This window comes from Thermoanaerobacterium thermosaccharolyticum DSM 571, from assembly GCF_000145615.1.
In the GTDB taxonomy this organism is placed as follows: domain Bacteria; phylum Bacillota; class Thermoanaerobacteria; order Thermoanaerobacterales; family Thermoanaerobacteraceae; genus Thermoanaerobacterium; species Thermoanaerobacterium thermosaccharolyticum.
On sequence record NC_014410.1, the window covers coordinates 30,618 to 49,144 of the forward strand.

The 18,527-nt window shown below is 30.3% G+C and carries 17 protein-coding genes, 3 tRNA genes and 1 pseudogene; 14 read left to right on the forward strand and 7 right to left on the reverse strand.

What is annotated here, in order from left to right; translation table 11 throughout:
- Nucleotides 1-73 precede the first annotated feature (73 nt).
- From TTHE_RS00155 to TTHE_RS00170, 4 genes are all read left to right on the forward strand, one after another.
- Complete coding sequence (locus TTHE_RS00155) at nt 74-2,806, forward strand: UPF0182 family membrane protein (RefSeq protein ID WP_013296607.1); 2,733 nt, start codon at nt 74-76, stop codon at nt 2,804-2,806.
- 104 nt (nt 2,807-2,910) lie between these two features.
- Entirely contained in the window at nt 2,911-3,498 is a 588-nt protein-coding gene (locus TTHE_RS00160; RefSeq protein ID WP_013296608.1) for a hypothetical protein, read from the forward strand.
- Nucleotides 3,499-3,574: 76 nt separating this feature from the next.
- Nucleotides 3,575-4,069, forward strand: a complete 495-nt coding sequence (locus TTHE_RS00165) for a hypothetical protein (protein WP_013296609.1) — start codon at nt 3,575-3,577, stop codon at nt 4,067-4,069.
- Between the two features lie 388 nt (nt 4,070-4,457).
- Nucleotides 4,458-4,534: transfer RNA gene (locus tag TTHE_RS00170), tRNA-Arg, on the forward strand.
- On the opposite strand, the gene TTHE_RS13830 is transcribed toward TTHE_RS00170, so the two are convergent.
- The gene (locus TTHE_RS13830) at nt 4,497-4,766 is read right to left on the reverse strand and encodes a hypothetical protein (RefSeq protein ID WP_081441834.1); all 270 of its coding nucleotides are present in this window, start codon (nt 4,764-4,766) and stop codon (nt 4,497-4,499) included. The genes TTHE_RS00170 and TTHE_RS13830 overlap by 38 nt on opposite strands.
- 33 nt (nt 4,767-4,799) lie before the next feature.
- Nucleotides 4,800-4,964 carry a ParB N-terminal domain-containing protein gene (locus TTHE_RS14080; RefSeq protein ID WP_155812159.1) on the reverse strand — a complete coding sequence of 55 codons (165 nt, stop codon included), beginning with the start codon at nt 4,962-4,964 and terminating at the stop codon, nt 4,800-4,802.
- 225 nt (nt 4,965-5,189) lie between these two features.
- Here TTHE_RS14080 and TTHE_RS00175 point away from each other — a divergent pair, with 225 nt between their 5' ends.
- From TTHE_RS00175 to TTHE_RS00195, 4 genes are all read left to right on the forward strand, one after another.
- Nucleotides 5,190-5,993 (forward strand): LuxR C-terminal-related transcriptional regulator, encoded by an 804-nt coding sequence (locus tag TTHE_RS00175; protein WP_013296610.1) that lies wholly within the window; start codon nt 5,190-5,192, stop codon nt 5,991-5,993.
- Nucleotides 5,994-6,423: 430 nt separating this feature from the next.
- A complete protein-coding gene (locus TTHE_RS13655) occupies nt 6,424-7,560 on the forward strand; it encodes a radical SAM/SPASM domain-containing protein (protein ID WP_013296611.1) in 1,137 nt (378 codons plus the stop codon).
- Between the two features lie 48 nt (nt 7,561-7,608).
- Nucleotides 7,609-8,781 (forward strand): radical SAM/SPASM domain-containing protein, encoded by a 1,173-nt coding sequence (locus tag TTHE_RS00185; RefSeq protein WP_013296612.1) that lies wholly within the window; start codon nt 7,609-7,611, stop codon nt 8,779-8,781.
- Nucleotides 8,782-9,589: 808 nt separating this feature from the next.
- Nucleotides 9,590-10,855: an MFS transporter gene (locus TTHE_RS00195; protein ID WP_013296613.1), complete on the forward strand. Its 1,266-nt coding sequence runs from the start codon at nt 9,590-9,592 to the stop codon at nt 10,853-10,855.
- A 254-nt stretch (nt 10,856-11,109) separates the two neighbouring features.
- Here the strand turns inward: TTHE_RS00195 and TTHE_RS13660 are convergent, their stop codons facing one another.
- Nucleotides 11,110-11,616: a hypothetical protein gene (locus tag TTHE_RS13660; RefSeq protein ID WP_049774864.1), complete on the reverse strand. Its 507-nt coding sequence runs from the start codon at nt 11,614-11,616 to the stop codon at nt 11,110-11,112.
- A gap of 134 nt (nt 11,617-11,750) precedes the next feature.
- On the reverse strand, nt 11,751-12,188 hold the full coding sequence (locus tag TTHE_RS13665) for a transposase (RefSeq protein WP_049774865.1): 438 nt from the start codon (nt 12,186-12,188) through the stop codon (nt 11,751-11,753).
- A 153-nt stretch (nt 12,189-12,341) separates the two neighbouring features.
- On the opposite strand from TTHE_RS13665, the gene TTHE_RS14085 reads away from it, so the two are divergent.
- Nucleotides 12,342-12,497: a hypothetical protein gene (locus tag TTHE_RS14085; RefSeq protein WP_013296614.1), complete on the forward strand. Its 156-nt coding sequence runs from the start codon at nt 12,342-12,344 to the stop codon at nt 12,495-12,497.
- A gap of 469 nt (nt 12,498-12,966) precedes the next feature.
- A pseudogene (locus TTHE_RS00205) lies at nt 12,967-13,602 on the forward strand (reverse transcriptase domain-containing protein); the annotation flags it as partial.
- A gap of 334 nt (nt 13,603-13,936) precedes the next feature.
- Here the strand turns inward: TTHE_RS00205 and TTHE_RS00210 are convergent.
- The 3 genes from TTHE_RS00210 to TTHE_RS13670 all read right to left on the reverse strand — a co-directional run bounded on the left by TTHE_RS00210 (nt 13,937) and on the right by TTHE_RS13670 (nt 16,805).
- Nucleotides 13,937-14,761: an ExeA family protein gene (locus tag TTHE_RS00210; RefSeq protein WP_231292682.1), complete on the reverse strand. Its 825-nt coding sequence runs from the start codon at nt 14,759-14,761 to the stop codon at nt 13,937-13,939.
- A complete protein-coding gene (locus tag TTHE_RS00215) occupies nt 14,762-16,000 on the reverse strand; it encodes a DDE-type integrase/transposase/recombinase (RefSeq protein ID WP_013296616.1) in 1,239 nt (412 codons plus the stop codon).
- A 232-nt stretch (nt 16,001-16,232) separates the two neighbouring features.
- The gene (locus tag TTHE_RS13670) at nt 16,233-16,805 is read right to left on the reverse strand and encodes a DUF6431 domain-containing protein (protein ID WP_013296617.1); all 573 of its coding nucleotides are present in this window, start codon (nt 16,803-16,805) and stop codon (nt 16,233-16,235) included.
- A gap of 247 nt (nt 16,806-17,052) precedes the next feature.
- Between TTHE_RS13670 and TTHE_RS00225 the strand changes: the two genes are divergently transcribed.
- The 4 genes from TTHE_RS00225 to TTHE_RS00240 all read left to right on the forward strand — a co-directional run bounded on the left by TTHE_RS00225 (nt 17,053) and on the right by TTHE_RS00240 (nt 18,515).
- Nucleotides 17,053-17,742 (forward strand): DUF234 domain-containing protein, encoded by a 690-nt coding sequence (locus TTHE_RS00225; protein ID WP_340371402.1) that lies wholly within the window; start codon nt 17,053-17,055, stop codon nt 17,740-17,742.
- A 157-nt stretch (nt 17,743-17,899) separates the two neighbouring features.
- Nucleotides 17,900-17,976, forward strand: a tRNA-Arg gene (locus TTHE_RS00230).
- 16 nt (nt 17,977-17,992) lie between these two features.
- Nucleotides 17,993-18,439 carry a nucleoside deaminase gene (locus TTHE_RS00235; protein ID WP_041587502.1) on the forward strand — a complete coding sequence of 149 codons (447 nt, stop codon included), beginning with the start codon at nt 17,993-17,995 and terminating at the stop codon, nt 18,437-18,439.
- A tRNA-Ser gene (locus tag TTHE_RS00240) sits at nt 18,426-18,515 on the forward strand. Before TTHE_RS00235 ends, TTHE_RS00240 begins: the two co-directional genes overlap by 14 nt.
- Nucleotides 18,516-18,527: the final 12 nt, after the last annotated feature.

The following is an 18,527-nucleotide window of genomic DNA, read 5'->3' on the forward strand; positions in this document are numbered from 1 at the left end:
AATTTGGCTTAAACAACTTTTTTGCATTTTATAAATTGTATATATTATAATAATATCTGGAAGTATGTTTAGGATGGTGATAATCTTGAGAAAAAGAAATGTGATAATAGGTGGTTTTTTAATTTCTTTATTTATAATAATCGGTATACTTGTAAGCTTTACCAACCTCATCGTTGATATACAATGGTTTGGAAGCATGAATTATTTAGGTGTATTTTTTAAAAAGTTTATAACACAGCTTACAATAGGTATTCCGACATTTTTTATAATTTTTTTGCTGTCATGCTTTTATTTAAATAGAATGGTTAAGGACTATGCTAAATTTGCGCAGGACATTGAAATCAAAAATGGACATAAAAAATTTAGTAGTATTGTCATAGCTGTATCGCTTTTTGTAAGCCTTGTTATATCTATATTTATTTCTGCTAACTGGTGGAATGATTTTTTGTTTTACATAAATTCCACATATTTTGGCATAAAAGATCCAATTTTTAATAAAGATATAAGTCTTTACATGTTCAGGTTGCCTTTTTTGTTTGATATATATAATTTATTGATAGTTATAATACCAATACTTATAGTTGCCACCATAATCGTTTATGGTCTTATGTACCTTTCTGACAAAACAAGATTTTATGAGATATCGGACAGAGGAGGCTTCTTTAGAGCTATATACAATAAAGACATACTTATGATAGCATTTAGGCAAATAGCCGTTTTAGGATTCATTTTTTTCATCGTTCTTGCATTAGGGTACTATTTAGAGGCGTATGGAATACTGTATTCTAAAAGTGGTGTTGTTTTTGGCGCAGGCTATACAGATGTCCATGTTAGACTTTTATTTTATAGAATTTTAATATTGGCATCTTTGATATCAGGCGTATTGTTTATGATAGGTGCATTTAGGCAAAAGCTTAAGTATATAATTGCTTCGCCTTTAATAATAATCGCGATTATGATTTTGTCAACTGTTTCTCAGACGATAGTTCAAAATTTTATCGTTGCACCAAATGAGCTTGATAAAGAAAAGATGTATTTAAAATACAATATAGACTTTACACAAAAAGCCTTTGGTTTAAACAATATTGAAGAAAAAAACTATGATTTAAGTGGCAAAATTGATAAAAAGGTATTAGATGAAAACAAAGATACTATAAATAACATAAGGATTAATGATTACAGACCCGTAAGCCAAATCTACAATCAGCTTCAAAGCATTAGGATTTACTATAAGTTTAATGATATTGATATAGACAGATACATGATAGATGGGAATTACAGGCAGGTGTTTATATCTGCCAGAGAAATGAATCTTGATAATCTAGCAAACCAAGCTAAAAATTGGATCAACATGCATCTTAAATATACACATGGATATGGTGTTGTCATGTCGACTGTGAATGATGTGACAGCTACTGGACAGCCTGATATGATAGTAAAAAATATACCTCCTGTTACGAATACGAATATAAAAATAACGAGGCCTGAGATTTACTTTGGAGAGCTTACAAATACATACGCAATAGTAAATACCAAGACAGGTGAATTTGATTATCCTACTGGTGATACAAACAAAGAAAATTTTTACAGTGGAAAATCAGGCGTGCCAATGACATTTTTGAATAAACTTCTATATACAGTTTATACTGGAAATATTAAGATACTCCTGTCTACGGATATTACGTCAAATAGCAGAATGCTTATATTTAGAAATATAAAGGATAGAGTTGAAAAGATAGCTCCTTTTCTGATATATGATGATGATCCATACATCGTCGTAGATAATGGAAAACTTTATTGGATGATAGATGCGTACACATATTCTGGAAATTATCCTTATTCAGAGCCTTATGAAGACACGGGCATAAACTATATAAGAAATTCGGTTAAAGTAGTTGTTAATGCATATACAGGAGATGTAAACTACTATATATCCGACAAAAATGACCCCATAATAAAGGTTTATGAGAGAATATTTCCTGGGCTTTTTAAAAGTATAGATAAAATGCCAGAAGGTTTAAAAGCCCACATAAGGTATCCTCAGTACCTTTTTGATATACAAGCAAATGTGTATAAAAATTATCACATGTCCGATCCGCAGGTTTTTTACAATAAAGAAGATTCGTGGGACATAGCAAAAGAAAAATTTACAGGCAAGATAGAGCCAGAGGAATCTCAATATGTTGTGATGAAGCTTCCTGGAGAGAAAAGTGAGGAGTATGTTTTGATGATTCCATATACGCCAGCTACAAAGGACAACATGGTGGCTTGGCTTGCTGCAAGAATGGACGGCAATAACTATGGAAAACTTGTAGTCTATAAATTTCCAAAGAGCAGTGTTATATATGGACCGATGCAAGTTGAGAATATGATTGATCAAGATCCTAATATATCAAAGGAAATGAGCTTGTGGGACCAAAAAGGATCCAGCATTATAAGAGGTAATCTTCTGACACTACCTATTGATGATTCAATGCTTTATGTTGAGCCAATTTATATACAATCATCAAATGAAAATGCAATACCTGAAGTCAAGAGAGTTATACTGGCGTACAAAGACAAGATTGTAATGGAGGATACACTAAGCAATGCATTAAATAAATTGTTTAATATAGAAGCGCCGACGCAACCGGTGGCTCCGCAAACACAAACAAGTCAAACACAGCAAGAACTTATAAAGAAAGCAAATGATATATATAATAATGCTATGAATGCTTCTAAGAATGGAGACTGGACAAATTTCGGTAAAAATTTAGATGAGCTTGGAAGCGTACTTAATGATTTAAACAATAGCATAAAAAAATGAGGCGTTAAAGTGCACCGCAAATGTTAGCAAAAATCAACTAATATTTGGTGGTGCATTTTATTTTTTGATTTAAAAATGGAAATACTAAAATTAGGTGATGGTAAATGGAAATATTGCAGTCGGAATTAAAGATAGAAAATTTAATAAAAGAAGTAGAGTATATATATGAAAGATTAATGAATCTTGACGAGGTAATTTTCAATGATACTTCAAAAATTGAATCAAAATTAGAAAAAATGAATACAGATTTAAAAGAATACATCGAAAATGCTTTTAAGAAGGAAGAAGCTAGCGACAGGAAGTATTTAATAAGCTATTTGAGAAAGCCAGATACACAATCTAGTAGTTTAAAAGAAATAGAAAATATAGTTTATTCTAACCTAAATGATTTAAATGAGGCCATAAAGAATCTAAAAAACGATTTAAACAACAAGAAAAATGCTTTATACAAATTAAAAGATTTAGAAAGAGATATAAATTCAATGAAAAAAGTAATCGAAAAAGATGTTCTTCTGAACATAGAATTAAATAGACAAAATGCACCTGAAAAAGTAGAATACGTTTATGATTTGCCACCACAGCTTATAAATAGCCTTAATGATGCATTTCAAAATATATGCATTGCTAAGGATGGCATGGACAGGATGAAAGTATATGAAGGGATAATAAACAACATAAATAAATTTCAATAGTAAAATTTTCATTTACTAATTCTAATTATAAAGGGAATATTAAATAACGGGGAAATTTTTTAAAGGAGGGTTTACATTGAATAGAAGAGAATTTGAGGACTACCTAGGAGAAAAAGTAAATAGCGAAGTGTCTGAAGAATTAAGCGCTAGATTTGGTAAACAGAACCAGGCACAGCAACAAGCTCAACAGCAGGCGCAGCAGCAAGCACAGCAATTTCAGCAACAATTACAGAATATGGGTATAAATGTTACGCCTCAGCAATTTCAGCAATTATTGAATCAGGTTAAAACACAAGCACAACAACAGCAGCAGCAAACAGATATGCAGGTACAGCAGGCTTTGCAACAGGCCATGGCTGCGCTTCAGCAAGCACAACAAAGCATTCAAGCAAATCAAGTTTTCGCTCAAATGAGCAAAATATTAGATTCATCAAATCAGCAACTGCAGCAGTTAACACCGCAGTTAGGAGCGCAAGCACAACAACCAGTGAATGCGCAAGCACAACAGATGCAGGCGAATTTGTTGAATCAGCAACAGGCGAATCAGCAGACTCCAACAGGAATGCAGTAATTGTAAAAGATAAGTTAGGGTTATAGGTAAAATACTATAACCCTTTTGTGAACCTACTCCATCCTATAGAGGATGAAGCTTCCTACTTCATAGACCGTTGCCTACTGTTATTCACAGCAGGTCTTACACAATCTCCATAGGCGTAATTTCGGGAGGAACCTTCCCTACAAAAATATTACTCTTAGGCTGTTATGCCTAATTGTCTTTACTTTTTACTCCTGATAATATTATAGCATATAATGTTATGGAAAACAATAGAAATTCATCTCCCACCTATAGAGGATGGGAGACTTCTTTCAAGCCTTCGTTAAAATTTGAGTAAATTTCCAGCTTCGAAAGAACATTTGCAAATAAAAATGAAATGTGGTATTATAAAGTATGTAAGTGGGCGCCCGTAGCTCAGTTGGATAGAGCGTTTGACTACGAATCAAAAGGCCACGGGTTCGAATCCTGTCGGGCGCACCAGTAAAATAGCATATTTGAGGGTATGTGTCGTAAGATGCATACCCTTTTTGATTGCGAGTTGATTGCGAGTTGAAATTGGAATTATGGTGTTCCTTGATTTATTAGCAGTATCTTCAGCAAACGTTGGTGTCATTTTGTCGTCAACGTTATATCCTGATGCTTTGTTCATTCCATAAGCGCATTTTATACCTGCTTTTGTTTCTGGATACTTTGCTTCATACAGATCTTTCATTCTTTTTAAATGTTCAGTATGTTACAAGACTGTCTATTCTGTCATTATTAAGTTTTTGTCAATTTCAGCCAATTCTTTGTCAATATTATTGTAGCTCATTGTTATGCATTCTATTTCATTTAAATCTAGCACTTTTGCTGCTTTTAATTTATGCAGCCCTGAAATAAATTCGTTTTTTGTTATAACAATTGGCTCCAATACTTATTTCCTTCATGTTTCAAGATGATTTAAATATTATATAATAATTCGACAAAAGTAGAGGAAATCATTTAAAAATATAAGCGGAATTCCACTTTTATAGAGCATTATGAGGTTTTGCAAATACCTAAAAAACATCTCTTTCTTTATTAAGGAGGATTTTTTGCTATTTTATAGAATTAATTAATGATTAATGCTATTTTAAAAATAATGGAGGTATCTAAATTGTTTGAAGTCATTACTGTAACAAAAGAATCAAGAGAGTATGTAGAATTATATCTTAAACTAAGTAGATTAAATTTAAATTTTATAGACGGGAAATTTAAAAAAAGTATTGAAGCTGAAGAATTTAAGCATAGAAAAGAACGTAAAAATGATATTATTACAGTACTTGATAATATTATAAATACAGACTTTTTGTATATGAGAATGATTGATGAAGGCTATTTTTTTATTTTATGTGATGAAGATGGCTATATCATTAGATTAATATATAACAATAAATTAGAAAATTATTTTAAAGAAATAAATTTGGCAGAAGGAGTCAGTTTAAAGCTAGAAAGCAGTGGAATAAATGCAGTCAGTTTAGCAATGGAATATAAACAACAGTATCAAATATGTGGTAATGATCATCAGTGGGACATATTAGAAAATTGGTATTGTACGGCAATACCTGTAATTGATTATGCAAATGCTTTAATAATTGCTTATCTTGATTTGTCATGTGTAAATTGTCAAAAAATAGATTATCAAAGTTTTATCTTAAGAAATATAGTTAAATGTGTAGAAAAAGCTTTAACATATAAAAATAAATTGTATACAATTGAGTCGGAATTAACTTCAATTGATACAGCAATAATATATTGGTTAGCGCATGGGATGGAGAGAAAAGATATATGTAAAGTAATGCATATTGCAGAAAATACTCTTAAAAATCATATAAAAAAACTTCGAATTTTATTAAAAGCAAACACGGATGCAGAATTAGTTTTCAGGGCAACAAAAGTTGGTATCATAGATCTTTATTAAAAAAGTAATAAATATAACAATTTTTTAATAGCCTACTAGTACAATAGTTACGATAAAATTCGACTTATATTGACAAAATAATTTGTACCAACAAGCTATTTTCAAAATTCAATAACAGTATTATTATTAAATTAATCGAAAAAAGTTAACTTTGAAATTTAATTAAGTAATTGGATAAATGAAATTTATTAAAGTGGTAATAATTATGCAAGCTAGAGACCAATTCCGAATTAGTTAAGAGGTAATTTTTTACATACTAATGTTTTGCTTTTATTTGCCGTGAAGAAGATATGAAAGTTAGAAAGTTTCATTCTCGTTCATTTAAAATCTATAATGATACCAAAAAACAAAATATTTCTTAATATATGAAAAAATTTGATAATTATTTTGCTATTTTAGTTTTAATTAAAATTAAGAGAGGTAGTCAACAATGAATGTTTTAAATGATTTTAAAGATTATAACATAAATAGTATTATTTTTAAAGTGACGAATAGTTGCAATTTAGATTGTCAATATTGTTACAGAAAAAAAGCAAAATTGGAAAATAAACAAAAATTATCGTTGGAAATATTAGAGAAGGCGTTTAGAGATTATTCGAATTATATTGAGGCTAATAATCTAGATAAAACTATGAATTTTGTTTGGCATGGAGGGGAACCTTTAATAGTTGATATTGACTTTTACAATAAAATTATTTCATTGCAAAAAAATTATATTGATAGAGGTTTTGTAATTCATAATGCAATACAAACAAATGGAACATTAATTGATAATAGATGGATAGAATTTTTTAAAAACAATAAATTCATTATAGGAATTAGTTTAGATGGACCTAAATTTATCCATGACAAACATAGATTAAATAGGAAGGGATATTCATCATTTGAAGATACAATAAATGGAATATTATTACTCAAACAATGTAATATATCAATTAATATTATATCTGTAATTAATAACGATTATGTAAATTATGGAGGCCAGATATTGGAATACTTTGTTGATTTAGGAATAAATGTTGTAGACTTTATTCCATGTTATTTTTATAATGATAGATATACATTATCAGTTGAAAATTATAAGAACTTTATGATTAACATATTCGATATTTGGATGAAAAAATATAAAAATGTTATAAAAATTAGATTTTTAAATGACATTTTCCAAAACATTTTGCGTAAATATGATAAAAATATTAGAGTAAATGTAGGTTGTGAGTTGGGTGAAGTATGTGGACGTAATTATAGTATTTCTGTAAATGGTGATATATTTCCATGTGAATGCTTGACCCCTATTGATTATATGAAATTGGGAAATATAAAAGAAGAAGATTTCATAAGTATATTAAAAAAACGAGAATTTAATGAATTTAAAGAATTATATAACAACGTAAGTAAAGACTGTTTAAGATGTGATATTTTAGATATTTGTCATGCTGGTTGTTTAAATAGGAGATTACCTCAATATACTTATAATTTAAAAGATTATTATTGTGAGGCAAGAAAGGGAATTATTTACCATATTCTAAATAATTTAGATTTATATTTTCCGAAAAGAAAAATATAAATTTAAATTAATATAAGTCTTTAAATATTATTGAAAGAAGGGTTACAAATGCTTTTTGATTATGAATATAAAATTAAACAAGTCTTTATCAAACCATCTGAACATTGTAATATGAAATGCGATTATTGTTATTGTAAAAGGGGGAATACCAATAATATTTTTGATAGTCTTGGTAATATGGATGCTAGTACTTTTGAAAATATCCTACAGAATTATATAAATTTTATTGAAAGTAATAAACAAGAATTAATTTTAAATATTGTATGGCATGGTGGCGAACCACTAGTAGCTGGATTGGATTATTATAAAAAGATGATGGAGATAGAGAACAGATATAGTGAACTTAATAAAGATGCTAACATTAAGATATTTAATTATTTACAAACTAATGCTACATTAATTGATAATGAGTGGATAAATTTTTTTAAAGATAACAAATTTAGTTTAGGAATTAGCCTTGATGGTCCAAAATATATACATAATAAATATCGTAAGTTTATAGATGATAATGGTACTTTTGATGTAATAATAGAGAATATTAGAAAACTTCAGGAAGAACATGTACCAATAGGTATATTATCTGTTATTACTAAATTTTCTTCGAATTTTCCAGAAGATATTTTTAATTTTTTTGTTGATAAACTTAAAATAAAATTAATTGATTTTATACCTTGTTTTTACAATAATGATGAGCTAAGCCCTTCATCAGATGATTTATCAAGATTTTTAATTAAAATTTTTGATTTATGGTATAGCATTAATTTTTCGTGTATTAACATAATTACATTAAGTGATATAATTGATAAGACAATAAATTGGCATTATAATATTGAACAGCCAGATAAATATATATGTGAATTTTCTGGTAACTGTGGACGAAATCTTGCTATATTATCAAATGGAGACATCTATCCATGTGAATGTTTAGTAAATGTTGGTTCTCTAAAATTAGGAAATATTAATCAAAATAATTTTATTGATATCATTTGTGGAGATCAGTTCAGCAGATTTAAAAATTTATGTAGTGATATTAGTGTTGAATGTATGAAATGCGTATATTTTTCGATATGTAAGGGTGGGTGTTTTCATAGAAGAATAAACGGATGGACAATTAATGAAAAAAGAGAACATTATTGTAATGCACGAAAAGAGATTATAAATCATATAATTAATACGCTATTTAAAGGGAGCATTCCTGTAATGGACAAAATTGAAGGTTGATAAAAAGGCATATCATGGTAGAATATGTGGTAATGAATTTACCCATTTCTAAATAAATTAAAACTATCATTGGAGGTACCTAAAATGAATTATAACCAAAATAAAAATAATGCAGATAAATGAACAAACATTAATTTTTGTAGTTAATATTGCGAAAGAAAAACATGTAGCAAGAGCAGAGGACTTTAGAGGAATTAAGCATGGTAAAACTCTTAGCTTTACCAACAAATAAAAGAGGCTTTGTTGAATTCTATAAATAATTTACTAAAATAAGCAAAAAATATGCTAAAGATAACGTTATAGCATGGAACCCACAGGATACTATGAGTTTTAGTAAAGTTTCTTAGATATAAAGGAATTAAAATAGTTATTATCAATCATATGCATGTCAAGAAAAGTAAAGAACTTTGATGATAATTTCCCGACCAAAAATGGCCGAAAATATGCGAGAGTAATCGTTCATAGCACTGTGCTGTAAGCTTATAAGAGTTCTTTACGCAATAGGAACAAAATGTGTTGAAATGGCATTAAAATCCAGAGATTGCATGTAATGCTGCTTAATAAACAGTAGCAAATATTTTTAGTTTAAGACAATAACTCACAAAATCTTAGAAAATGATCTTTGACAATATAAGGCTTAGAGTGTCGGTAGTATAAATCACAATTATGGCGATGACCATACAAAGAAGCATAACCGACATCCTCTAATTTCAATATTTCTTATTAATATAAATTTAATTCAAAGGTTTTATTTTGTTAATTTCAAAATACTAAGAATAAGTGAGTAAATTAAAGAAAATTAAAGATTATGGAAAGAAGTGATGACATGATAAATGATTTTGGAAAAAGAAATAAAATATTGCTATCAAATAGTAATTTTATGCTTTATATTATTGGCTATGTAATATCAGGCATTGGCACAAGACTTACAACGATAGCTATCTCAAGCAAAATATTGTATCTTACAAATAGTGGACTGTCTTTAAGTGCAACACTTATGTTTGAAGGAATACCAAGCTTTTTGTTAGGTTTGTTTGCTGGGAATGTAGTCGATAAGATGAGAAAAAAGAACATATTGATGATTTTATATATATTATTTGCTTTTACGTCTTTTGGATTGATATTTGCAAATGACATGAGCCTAATATACATAATTAGTCTTATAAATGGTATTCTTACATCATTTGAATATCCCGCCAGAAGTTCGATTGTCCCGCTTTTGGTTGATAAAGACCATCTTTTAGAGGCAAATAGCATAAGAAGCAGTTTATCAAGTATAAATATGATAGTGGGGTATTCTATAGGTGGTATAATTGTTTCGATATTTGGGAATGATATATCTTTTTTAATAGATAGTCTTACATTTATCATAATTGCGATTTTAATTGCCTTTATTAGATTAGATGAAAAGGCTCAAGAAGATAAAAGTGAGAATATATTTGATGATGTTTCAAAAACAATCAGCAATATGGCAAATGAAGTAAAGCAAGGAATAGGATTTATCAAAGGCAGCATGGTAATAAGACAAGTGATAAATCTTAATCTATTGAGTACGCTTATAATAAGTATGCAAACGCCACTTGTGTATATTTTTGTTAATAACTACCTAGGTGGGGAGAAATTGCTTGCAGCAAGAAGTGGTATGCTTTTTTCGTTAGCAGGTGTTGGAGGGGTTATTGGAGGTATATTGATAAATTCAATAGGAAAGAAATTTAATAATATTTCAATTATGACGACTGTACTGCTTTTTGATGGAATTACTCTTATTGCATTTTCAAACAGCAAAATATTTTTATTATCATCAATACTTTTTACCTTCTTAGGCATAATATTTGTAGTGTTTGAAACACTTACAGATACGATAATACAAGAAAATACTAATGACGATAATAGAGGCAAAGTTTATGGATTTTTAGGTTCATTAGTCGATCCTTTATCGATAATATCCTTAGGAATAGGTGGCGCTTTAACAAATGTATTTAGCGCAAAGGTAATTTTTATACTATGTGGAATTGCAGAGATTACTGTAGCGCTTATATATAAAACATATAATAGGGTTAAATCAATTAATTAATTTTATATAAATTTTATTGATTTTTATACTTAGAACATTTTAATTAAAAATTGCCACAAAAATTGTAATTATTTATAATAGGTTAGCTATTCTTATAGTAGATAGTCATTTTATAAATATACTTAATATAATGAGTTATACATGCAAGCATGCTCCGCTTTTAGTCTCGCAGAAAAGAGAACTATACCAGTAGTATAAGCTATTAAAATATTAAAAAGGAATGTGCCTTTTAAGGATGTAAGTAGTTTTATCACCTATTTTAACCTTTTTAGAATAGGACATAGCCATTTAATCCTGGCAGCTCTGCCTTTCTCCCTAGTTATACCATCATACTTCATTTTAAGAGAAGGGTCATAAGGGCAAGTAGGGATTCCATCAGAAGCAACATCAGGTTGAGGCAGATATTTTGAATTACGGTAATTTAGAGGGATAATAGGAATTATGCCATGTTCCTTAAAAAGATATCTATAATTATCAGAAGCATCAAAATCCGAATCACCCAAAAAATATTTAAGAGAGAAACCAGGATGAAGAGAAAAGAAATTATCAATGACAGGGATAAGACTTTTAGTATCATACTGATACTTAGATTCGTGAGCAGATTTAGCCGTATTAGGATTTAAAGAATTATCATCATAAAAATCAACATGACAAACAACACCTAAAGCATTGGTAACAATAGCAGTTTTGTGAGCATGACAATAGTGACCGTTAATATAACAGAATTTAGCATCAGGATTAGAAGAAGTGAATTTAGGCATTTTACTGCAGGCATACCTGTGAGCATTAAAGTCAGGATTAGACTTAGAGAATTTTTTAGCCTCACGGAAAAAAGAATCAAATAATTTAGGGTCATTCTCTCTGACATATGGTTCAATGTCGGCAATATCAGCAACTAAATTCTAGAGAGAGTAGGGCTGATTTGCTCACAAATAGGATGAGTAATATTGACAAGATTATGGAAAAAATCATCAAGATCACGCAAGAAAAGAGATTTAAATCTAAAGAATTGAGAAACATTAGGAACTCTTTTAAAGAACCCACAAAGTTCTCTAAGGTCCTTAGAAAGGTTAAGAATGTGAACAGGTAATTGAATAGTAGGTATAGAAAGAATCTTTTGGATAACCAAAGAAGAAAGCATAGACTCGAGACTGAAGACTCTATGAAGGTCATAATAACTGTAATAATGGTCATAAAAAGACTGAGGCACAATTTCAGAAAAATCAATATAAGAATCAAATAATTCGATAAACTTAGGCTTGTTTTCTTCAAAAATACATTCAATATCAGTGAAGACATCACTGATAGATAATTGTTTAAACTTGGTTTTCATAAGGATACCTCCTATTTGTTAATATAGTGTATTATATAATAATTCAACAAAAGTGGAGGAAATCCTTTGAAAATATAAACGAAACCCCGCTTTTTAGAGCATTATGGGGTTTCGTAAATACCTAAAAGTCTTTTATAGAAAGGAGGGTTAAGATTGTCAGTTGAAAATTTGGCTGAGAAAGTAGATGTTGACGCTTTAAAGGCTTTTGCAATAGCAAAAGGTCAACTTACATCTCACAAAGATGGATTTTGTAGAGCACCTTGGATAACTGACGAAACTGATACGAAAATAAAGGAACAAAATACGTAATTAAGCTTAAATGAATTTTTCCCTCCTTTTTAGGAGGGAGTTTCTATTGTGCGCCCGGCATGGGCGATAACTTGGCGGTGAAAGTCCGCTGTGGGCTTGGTAGTGGGAACCACTAGTTGAACCGCAAGGGTGTCCATCGTGAGGTGGAATCTGAAGGAAGCGGTAGGCAAAATCTCGGTCTGATGAACAAAAACCAGATAAGAGGCTGAATTGGGGCGGACGAGTTTGCAAGTCAAAACGAAGTCCAACACTACCCGAACCCCATACAGTAAATCTGGCAGATATATGAGATGAAGGTTATCGCTCTTACCCGGGGAGGTCTCAAGGACAAGTCATTAAAGTGAACTCTGAAATGACAACCCATACAGTGATGTATGGCTGAACCTTGAGAAGTCAGCAGAGGTCATAGTACTTATCTAGTCATGAATAGATAAGGAAGGACCGAACATTAGGAGGTTTTGGAAATCTTATGAACTCGAAAGATATGCAAAGACTGCAGACAACTCAACAAAGAGACTATCCGCTCAATCAAGAAATGGAATTTCAAGAGAGAGTGGAAGTGCATAGTATATCATCGGCGTCAAAAGATAGAAGAAACAATGTACAAAGATACACCAGTAATCTGCTTGAAATGATACTAGACCGAGAAAACATGAAAGAGGCATACAAGCGAGTAGTTGCAAATAAAGGAAGTCATGGAGTCGATGGGATGGAAGTAGATGAACTTCTACCGTATCTCAAAGAAAACTGGCTGACCATAAAGCAACAATTACTGGAAGGAAAGTATAAACCACAACCAGTGCTGAGAGTAGAAATACCAAAACCAGATGGAGGAACAAGACTACTAGGAATACCTACGGTACTAGACAGACTAATACAACAAGCAATAGCCCAAATACTAAGCGGAATATACGACCATACATTCTCGGAAAATAGCTATGGATTCAGACCTAGACGCAGTGCAAAAGACGCAGTAATAGCCGCAGAAACATATATAAACGAAGGATGCACATGGGTAGTAGATATAGACTTAGAAAAGTTCTTTGACAGAGTAAACCACGACATACTGATGTCTAAATTAGAAAAGCGGATAGGTGTTAAACAGCAAGATATTACATCCTGAAAAATAGAGATTAATTAAGCTGACTTATCCTAAAAAGTATAAAGATTAAACAATCACTAAACATTGTTTTTACTCAAAAATTCACATTATACAATCTATAAGATCATATTATTCTAAAATCATATACATATAGCTTTAAGTATATCCATCTTTAGGTTTTACGCTTTTTGGGTAAATGCCATCTTGAATGTACCTTCTCCCCCGGATTGAACCGGGAGAAAGTTGTTTTATGGCACCAACCCTCTCCGAAGTGCTCAGGTTGCACCCCTGCATTTCCTTATCCCCTCCGGAGAAGAAGATACACTCATATATCCAATTATTCTGTAATATTTATATCACTTTGAGCTCTAAATACTAGCTCACCATTTATAGTTTTTTGACTTTCTTTAGCTCCTAATATCATTGACATTTCTGCAAGTAAATTAATTTTTCTCAAATATCCATTTGTGCTTGAATATATTAATTCAATTGCGTCATCAGTAAATATTGTTTCATTGCATCCTGCACATTTTAATCTGGATGTTATATATTCTTTTGTTTCATCTTTGTTTAAACCCTTAAATGAATAATTTAAAACTATTCGCTGCCTTAATGCTTCATGTGCTTGTCTATTCAACTGTATAATTAATTGTGTTTGTCCAGATAATATAAGTAATGCATAATTTTTTGTGTCCATGTCAAAATTAAATATAATACGTAAATCATCAAGGATTGAGTTGCTTATGAACTGAGCCTCATCAACGATGATAACGGGAGTTATGTTTTTTGAATGATAACTTAATATTACATCCTGTATCTGGCGAAACATATCACATTTTCTATGCTTCGGTATTAATCCTAAGCCGTCGGATAAATACCTGTAAAAATCCATAACGGTAAGTGTTGATATTGGTATGTACACAACCTTGTACATATTAGGATTTAAAGAAGTTACAAAGCATTTTAGTGTATATGACTTACCAGATCCAGGATCTCCTGTTATTAACCCAAATCCTTTTTTATCTTTTAAAAATTCTAATCTGCTCATTGCTTGTATATAATCCTGTGATTTGTAGTGATATTTCACATCACAGTCTTTAGAAAATGGATTAAATGTTAATCCATAATATACATTGAACATTGTTTTTCCTTCTTTCTTCATTTACAAAGAAAAGTCTATTTCTTTTCTTCTTATCTTAGAATTATCAATTTTGTTTACTGGATGTATTGTTTGTAAGAGTTTACCGTCTTCGCTAAAAATATATGCTTTATCAAGTGATTTTGGATAATATCGTATATTTACATAATCCCCAATATACTGCATTGGTACTTCAAATTTAATTTTTTCTATTGATACTGTCGCATCTTTAATTACACGCCTTTTGACTCTATAGAGAAATATGTTATCAAGATCTTCTTTAGAATTTATGAATTTCATCGTGTCTGTGTATTTAATGAATTTCTCTATAGGCTTCATATTTGTTGATGAATGTACTGTTTGATGATATATTCCTTCAATATATTTATTCAAGTTCTCATTCAATTCGTCTATGGAAGATATTTTCTGCCAATCAAATCCATACATCCATTGATCTTTTAATGTCCTGAAAAATCTTTCGATTTTTCCTTTTGATTCTGGCGAATACGGTTCAGCATAACATAAAGACGTTCCCAATGATGCACATATTAAATGCAATTGTTCGCTTTGGAATACTTTGCCGTTATCAACAAATAGCTTTTTAGGAACACCTCTTTTCGAAACGGCTTTTTTGAACGCATCAATAAGTGATATGACATTATCTGTATCATAAAATTCTGCATGTGTTATTAACCTTGATGAATCATCCAGAAAAGCAATAAGGTATGTTTTAATCTTCTTGTCGTTGATAATTAAGTATGGACCCATTGATATATCAGATTGCCAACAGTCATTAGGATACTCCATTTCAAAAGATCTCCTGTCTTTTGTGTTTAATGCTGATGTAGATATTTTAGTTTTTCGAAGATATCTTTGAACTGTAGATAAGGATACTTTATCAAGCTCAATAAACTTTTTAACCAAAAGTTCCTGATAGATTGATTTAGCTGATCTTCTTGGATTATCAAGTTTTAGATTCTTAATATAGGCTTTAACATCATCAGTTAAAACTCTCGAAGCACCTTTGTCGCATCTGCTTTTTGGATATAAACCTTCAAATCCATATTTTCTGTAACAGTAAAGCCATGTCTTAATTGTATTAGGAGAAAATTCTCTTTTACCTAATGAAGGCACATCATAAACTTTAGAAGTAATAACCTCCATATATTCTTTTGCAGTTTCCTGAGTGTAATTTTCATTGATAAGCGGTGCTATCAAAGAAAATTTAAAGTAAGCAATTTTTTGTTTAACATCATTATCCATGCCTAAAAACCTCCTCGATTTAATTATCAGTATTATTGACTGGATAATGATGGTACATTCACAAAGGTTATGTGGAGAGATAAAATGCGAATTAGATAAATTTACATAGACAAATTCAGATTAAACATTTTTAATCGAATTAAAATAATTATACAGTCAAAAATAGCGGTAAATTATGATAAAAAAACACGACTTTTGTAAAAAAGCAAAAAAATTCTACCAAGAATTAAATTTAAACTTTTTTGAAAAAATGTACTTTCATCAAATCAAAATAGTGTAAATTAAACTTTAGCTTTTCTTTTGTATATTTACAAATATTGCTTATCAAAGTTCTAGGTGATAAACTGTTCATTGTTTCAATGTATTCTCGAAAATTAGCAAAAAAGCTGTGAACATAATTCAAAATCGAGAGAAATCTCATTTTGAAATAACTGATATTTTGCTCTTTTACAAAAGACAAATTAAACTCTTTAATGATTTCATCAGCAACATATGTAGTGCCATGTCCATCGATAAATATTTTTTTCAAAGAAGTTAGAATAACAGATAAAGGATAGATAAAATATGGCACAAGGAAATCCGGTATTAAAGCATGTGTCTTATGGCATACAGGACAAATAACTCTTGCTATGGTAATATCTATGCAATTATTGTCAATAAAGACACCCCTGCAGTAATAACCGTGCCTATACAATTTACCGTTGTAATTGCAATTAGGACATCCAGATGGTGTATCTATGTACAAATATGATTCATTTTCGATATATTCATGTATATTTTTAACTGGAAAGGCTATAATTATCATTGTGATACCTTTCTTGGGGTGGTAATTAATTTTACCGCCCCATTATTTTTCTATAATTGTAGGCAAGATTAACCAATCTTATACATGAATATGAAAATTAATTAACTTTATATAATGGATAAGGTTAAATTATTTTGCTTTTTATATCACTTTTTATATTGAAATAATTTGCTGTATAACAGTATATGAAAATATTAAGACTAAAATATTAGATAAATCATCATATCTCTATGAAGAACCTAAATTATTGCTAAGACAAGAAGTTAGAGAACCTGCTTTGTACAATTCAATTATAGAAGCAATAGCTACAGGTGGAAGCAAATTAAATGAAATATCTACAAAAGTAGGTATTGATACTGATAAGTGCTCTAAATATATTTCTACATTGATAGACTTAAAAATACTCGAAAAAGTTACCCCTGTAGAACTAAAAGCTAAAAGTAGAAAAAGCATATATAAGATCAAAGATAATTTTTTCAGATTTTGGTACAGGTTTGTTTTTAACAACAAGACATTGATAGAGCAGGGATTGCTTGATGAAGTCATTGAAAACAAAATTAAGTCGTCAATGAATAATTTTTTGGGATTAGTGTATGAAGAAATATGTATAGATTATCTTAAAATTTTAAATAAGAATAAGAAGCTTCCGTTTATTTTTGAAGAAATAGGTAAATGGTGGGGCAACAATCCGTATAAAAGACGTGAAGAAGAGATTGATATTGTTGCTATCAATAATGATAATATAATATTTGGAGAGTGCAAATGGCAAAATCAAAAGATAGACATGGCTGTTTTAAACGACTTAATAGAAAAAAGTGCATTGTTTGATTATCAAAACAAATATTATATCTTATTTTCAAAAAGTGGTTTTACCAGTGAAGTGGCTAATTTTGCATCATATAGCAATAATATTATTTTGGTAGAAAACTTTGATTAGGAGGTTTTTAAGGTCATAGAAGAATTTCTGAGGCTTTTTGAAGCAAGCATAAGTCTCATATCTAAAAAATGGATTGGACTAACCATCTTGATTAATTTAAGCACGTATTGTATAATGATATTGACAAAATTCAAATTTTATATATAATATAAATCATGCGCCCGTAGCTCAGCAGGATAGAGCAACGGTTTCCTAAACCGTGTGCCGGAGGTTCGAGTCCTCTCGGGCGCACCATTTATGTGTGATTGAGATGTACAATAAATATATGAAATGCGCTATTGATGAAGCTGTGTTAAGTCTTAAACTTGGTGAGATGCCGGTTGGTGCAGTTGTCGTTAAAGATGGTATAATCATAGGAAAAGGGCATAACTTAAAAGAAACTGAAAAAGATGCAACGCAGCACGCTGAAATCAATGCAATAAAAGATGCTTGCAAAAATATTGGAGACTGGAGACTCAATGACGCATCGCTGTATGTAACATTAGAGCCATGTCCTATGTGTGCAGGTGCTATAATTGAATCTAGGATAAAAAGAGTGTATATAGGTGCTGAGAGTCATGATAGCGGTGCTGCAGGCACTGTGTATGATTTTTTAAATAAGAAAGTTGACGTATATTTTGGTATTATGGAAGATGACTGTAAAAAATTAATAAGTGATTTCTTTAGTAGACTAAGGCAAATCCGGAGAGATGGCTGAGTGGTCGAAAGCGCTCGCCTCGAAAGCGAGTGGGCGGATTTCCGCCTCGTGAGTTCGAATCTCACTCTCTCCGCCATGAAAATATCAT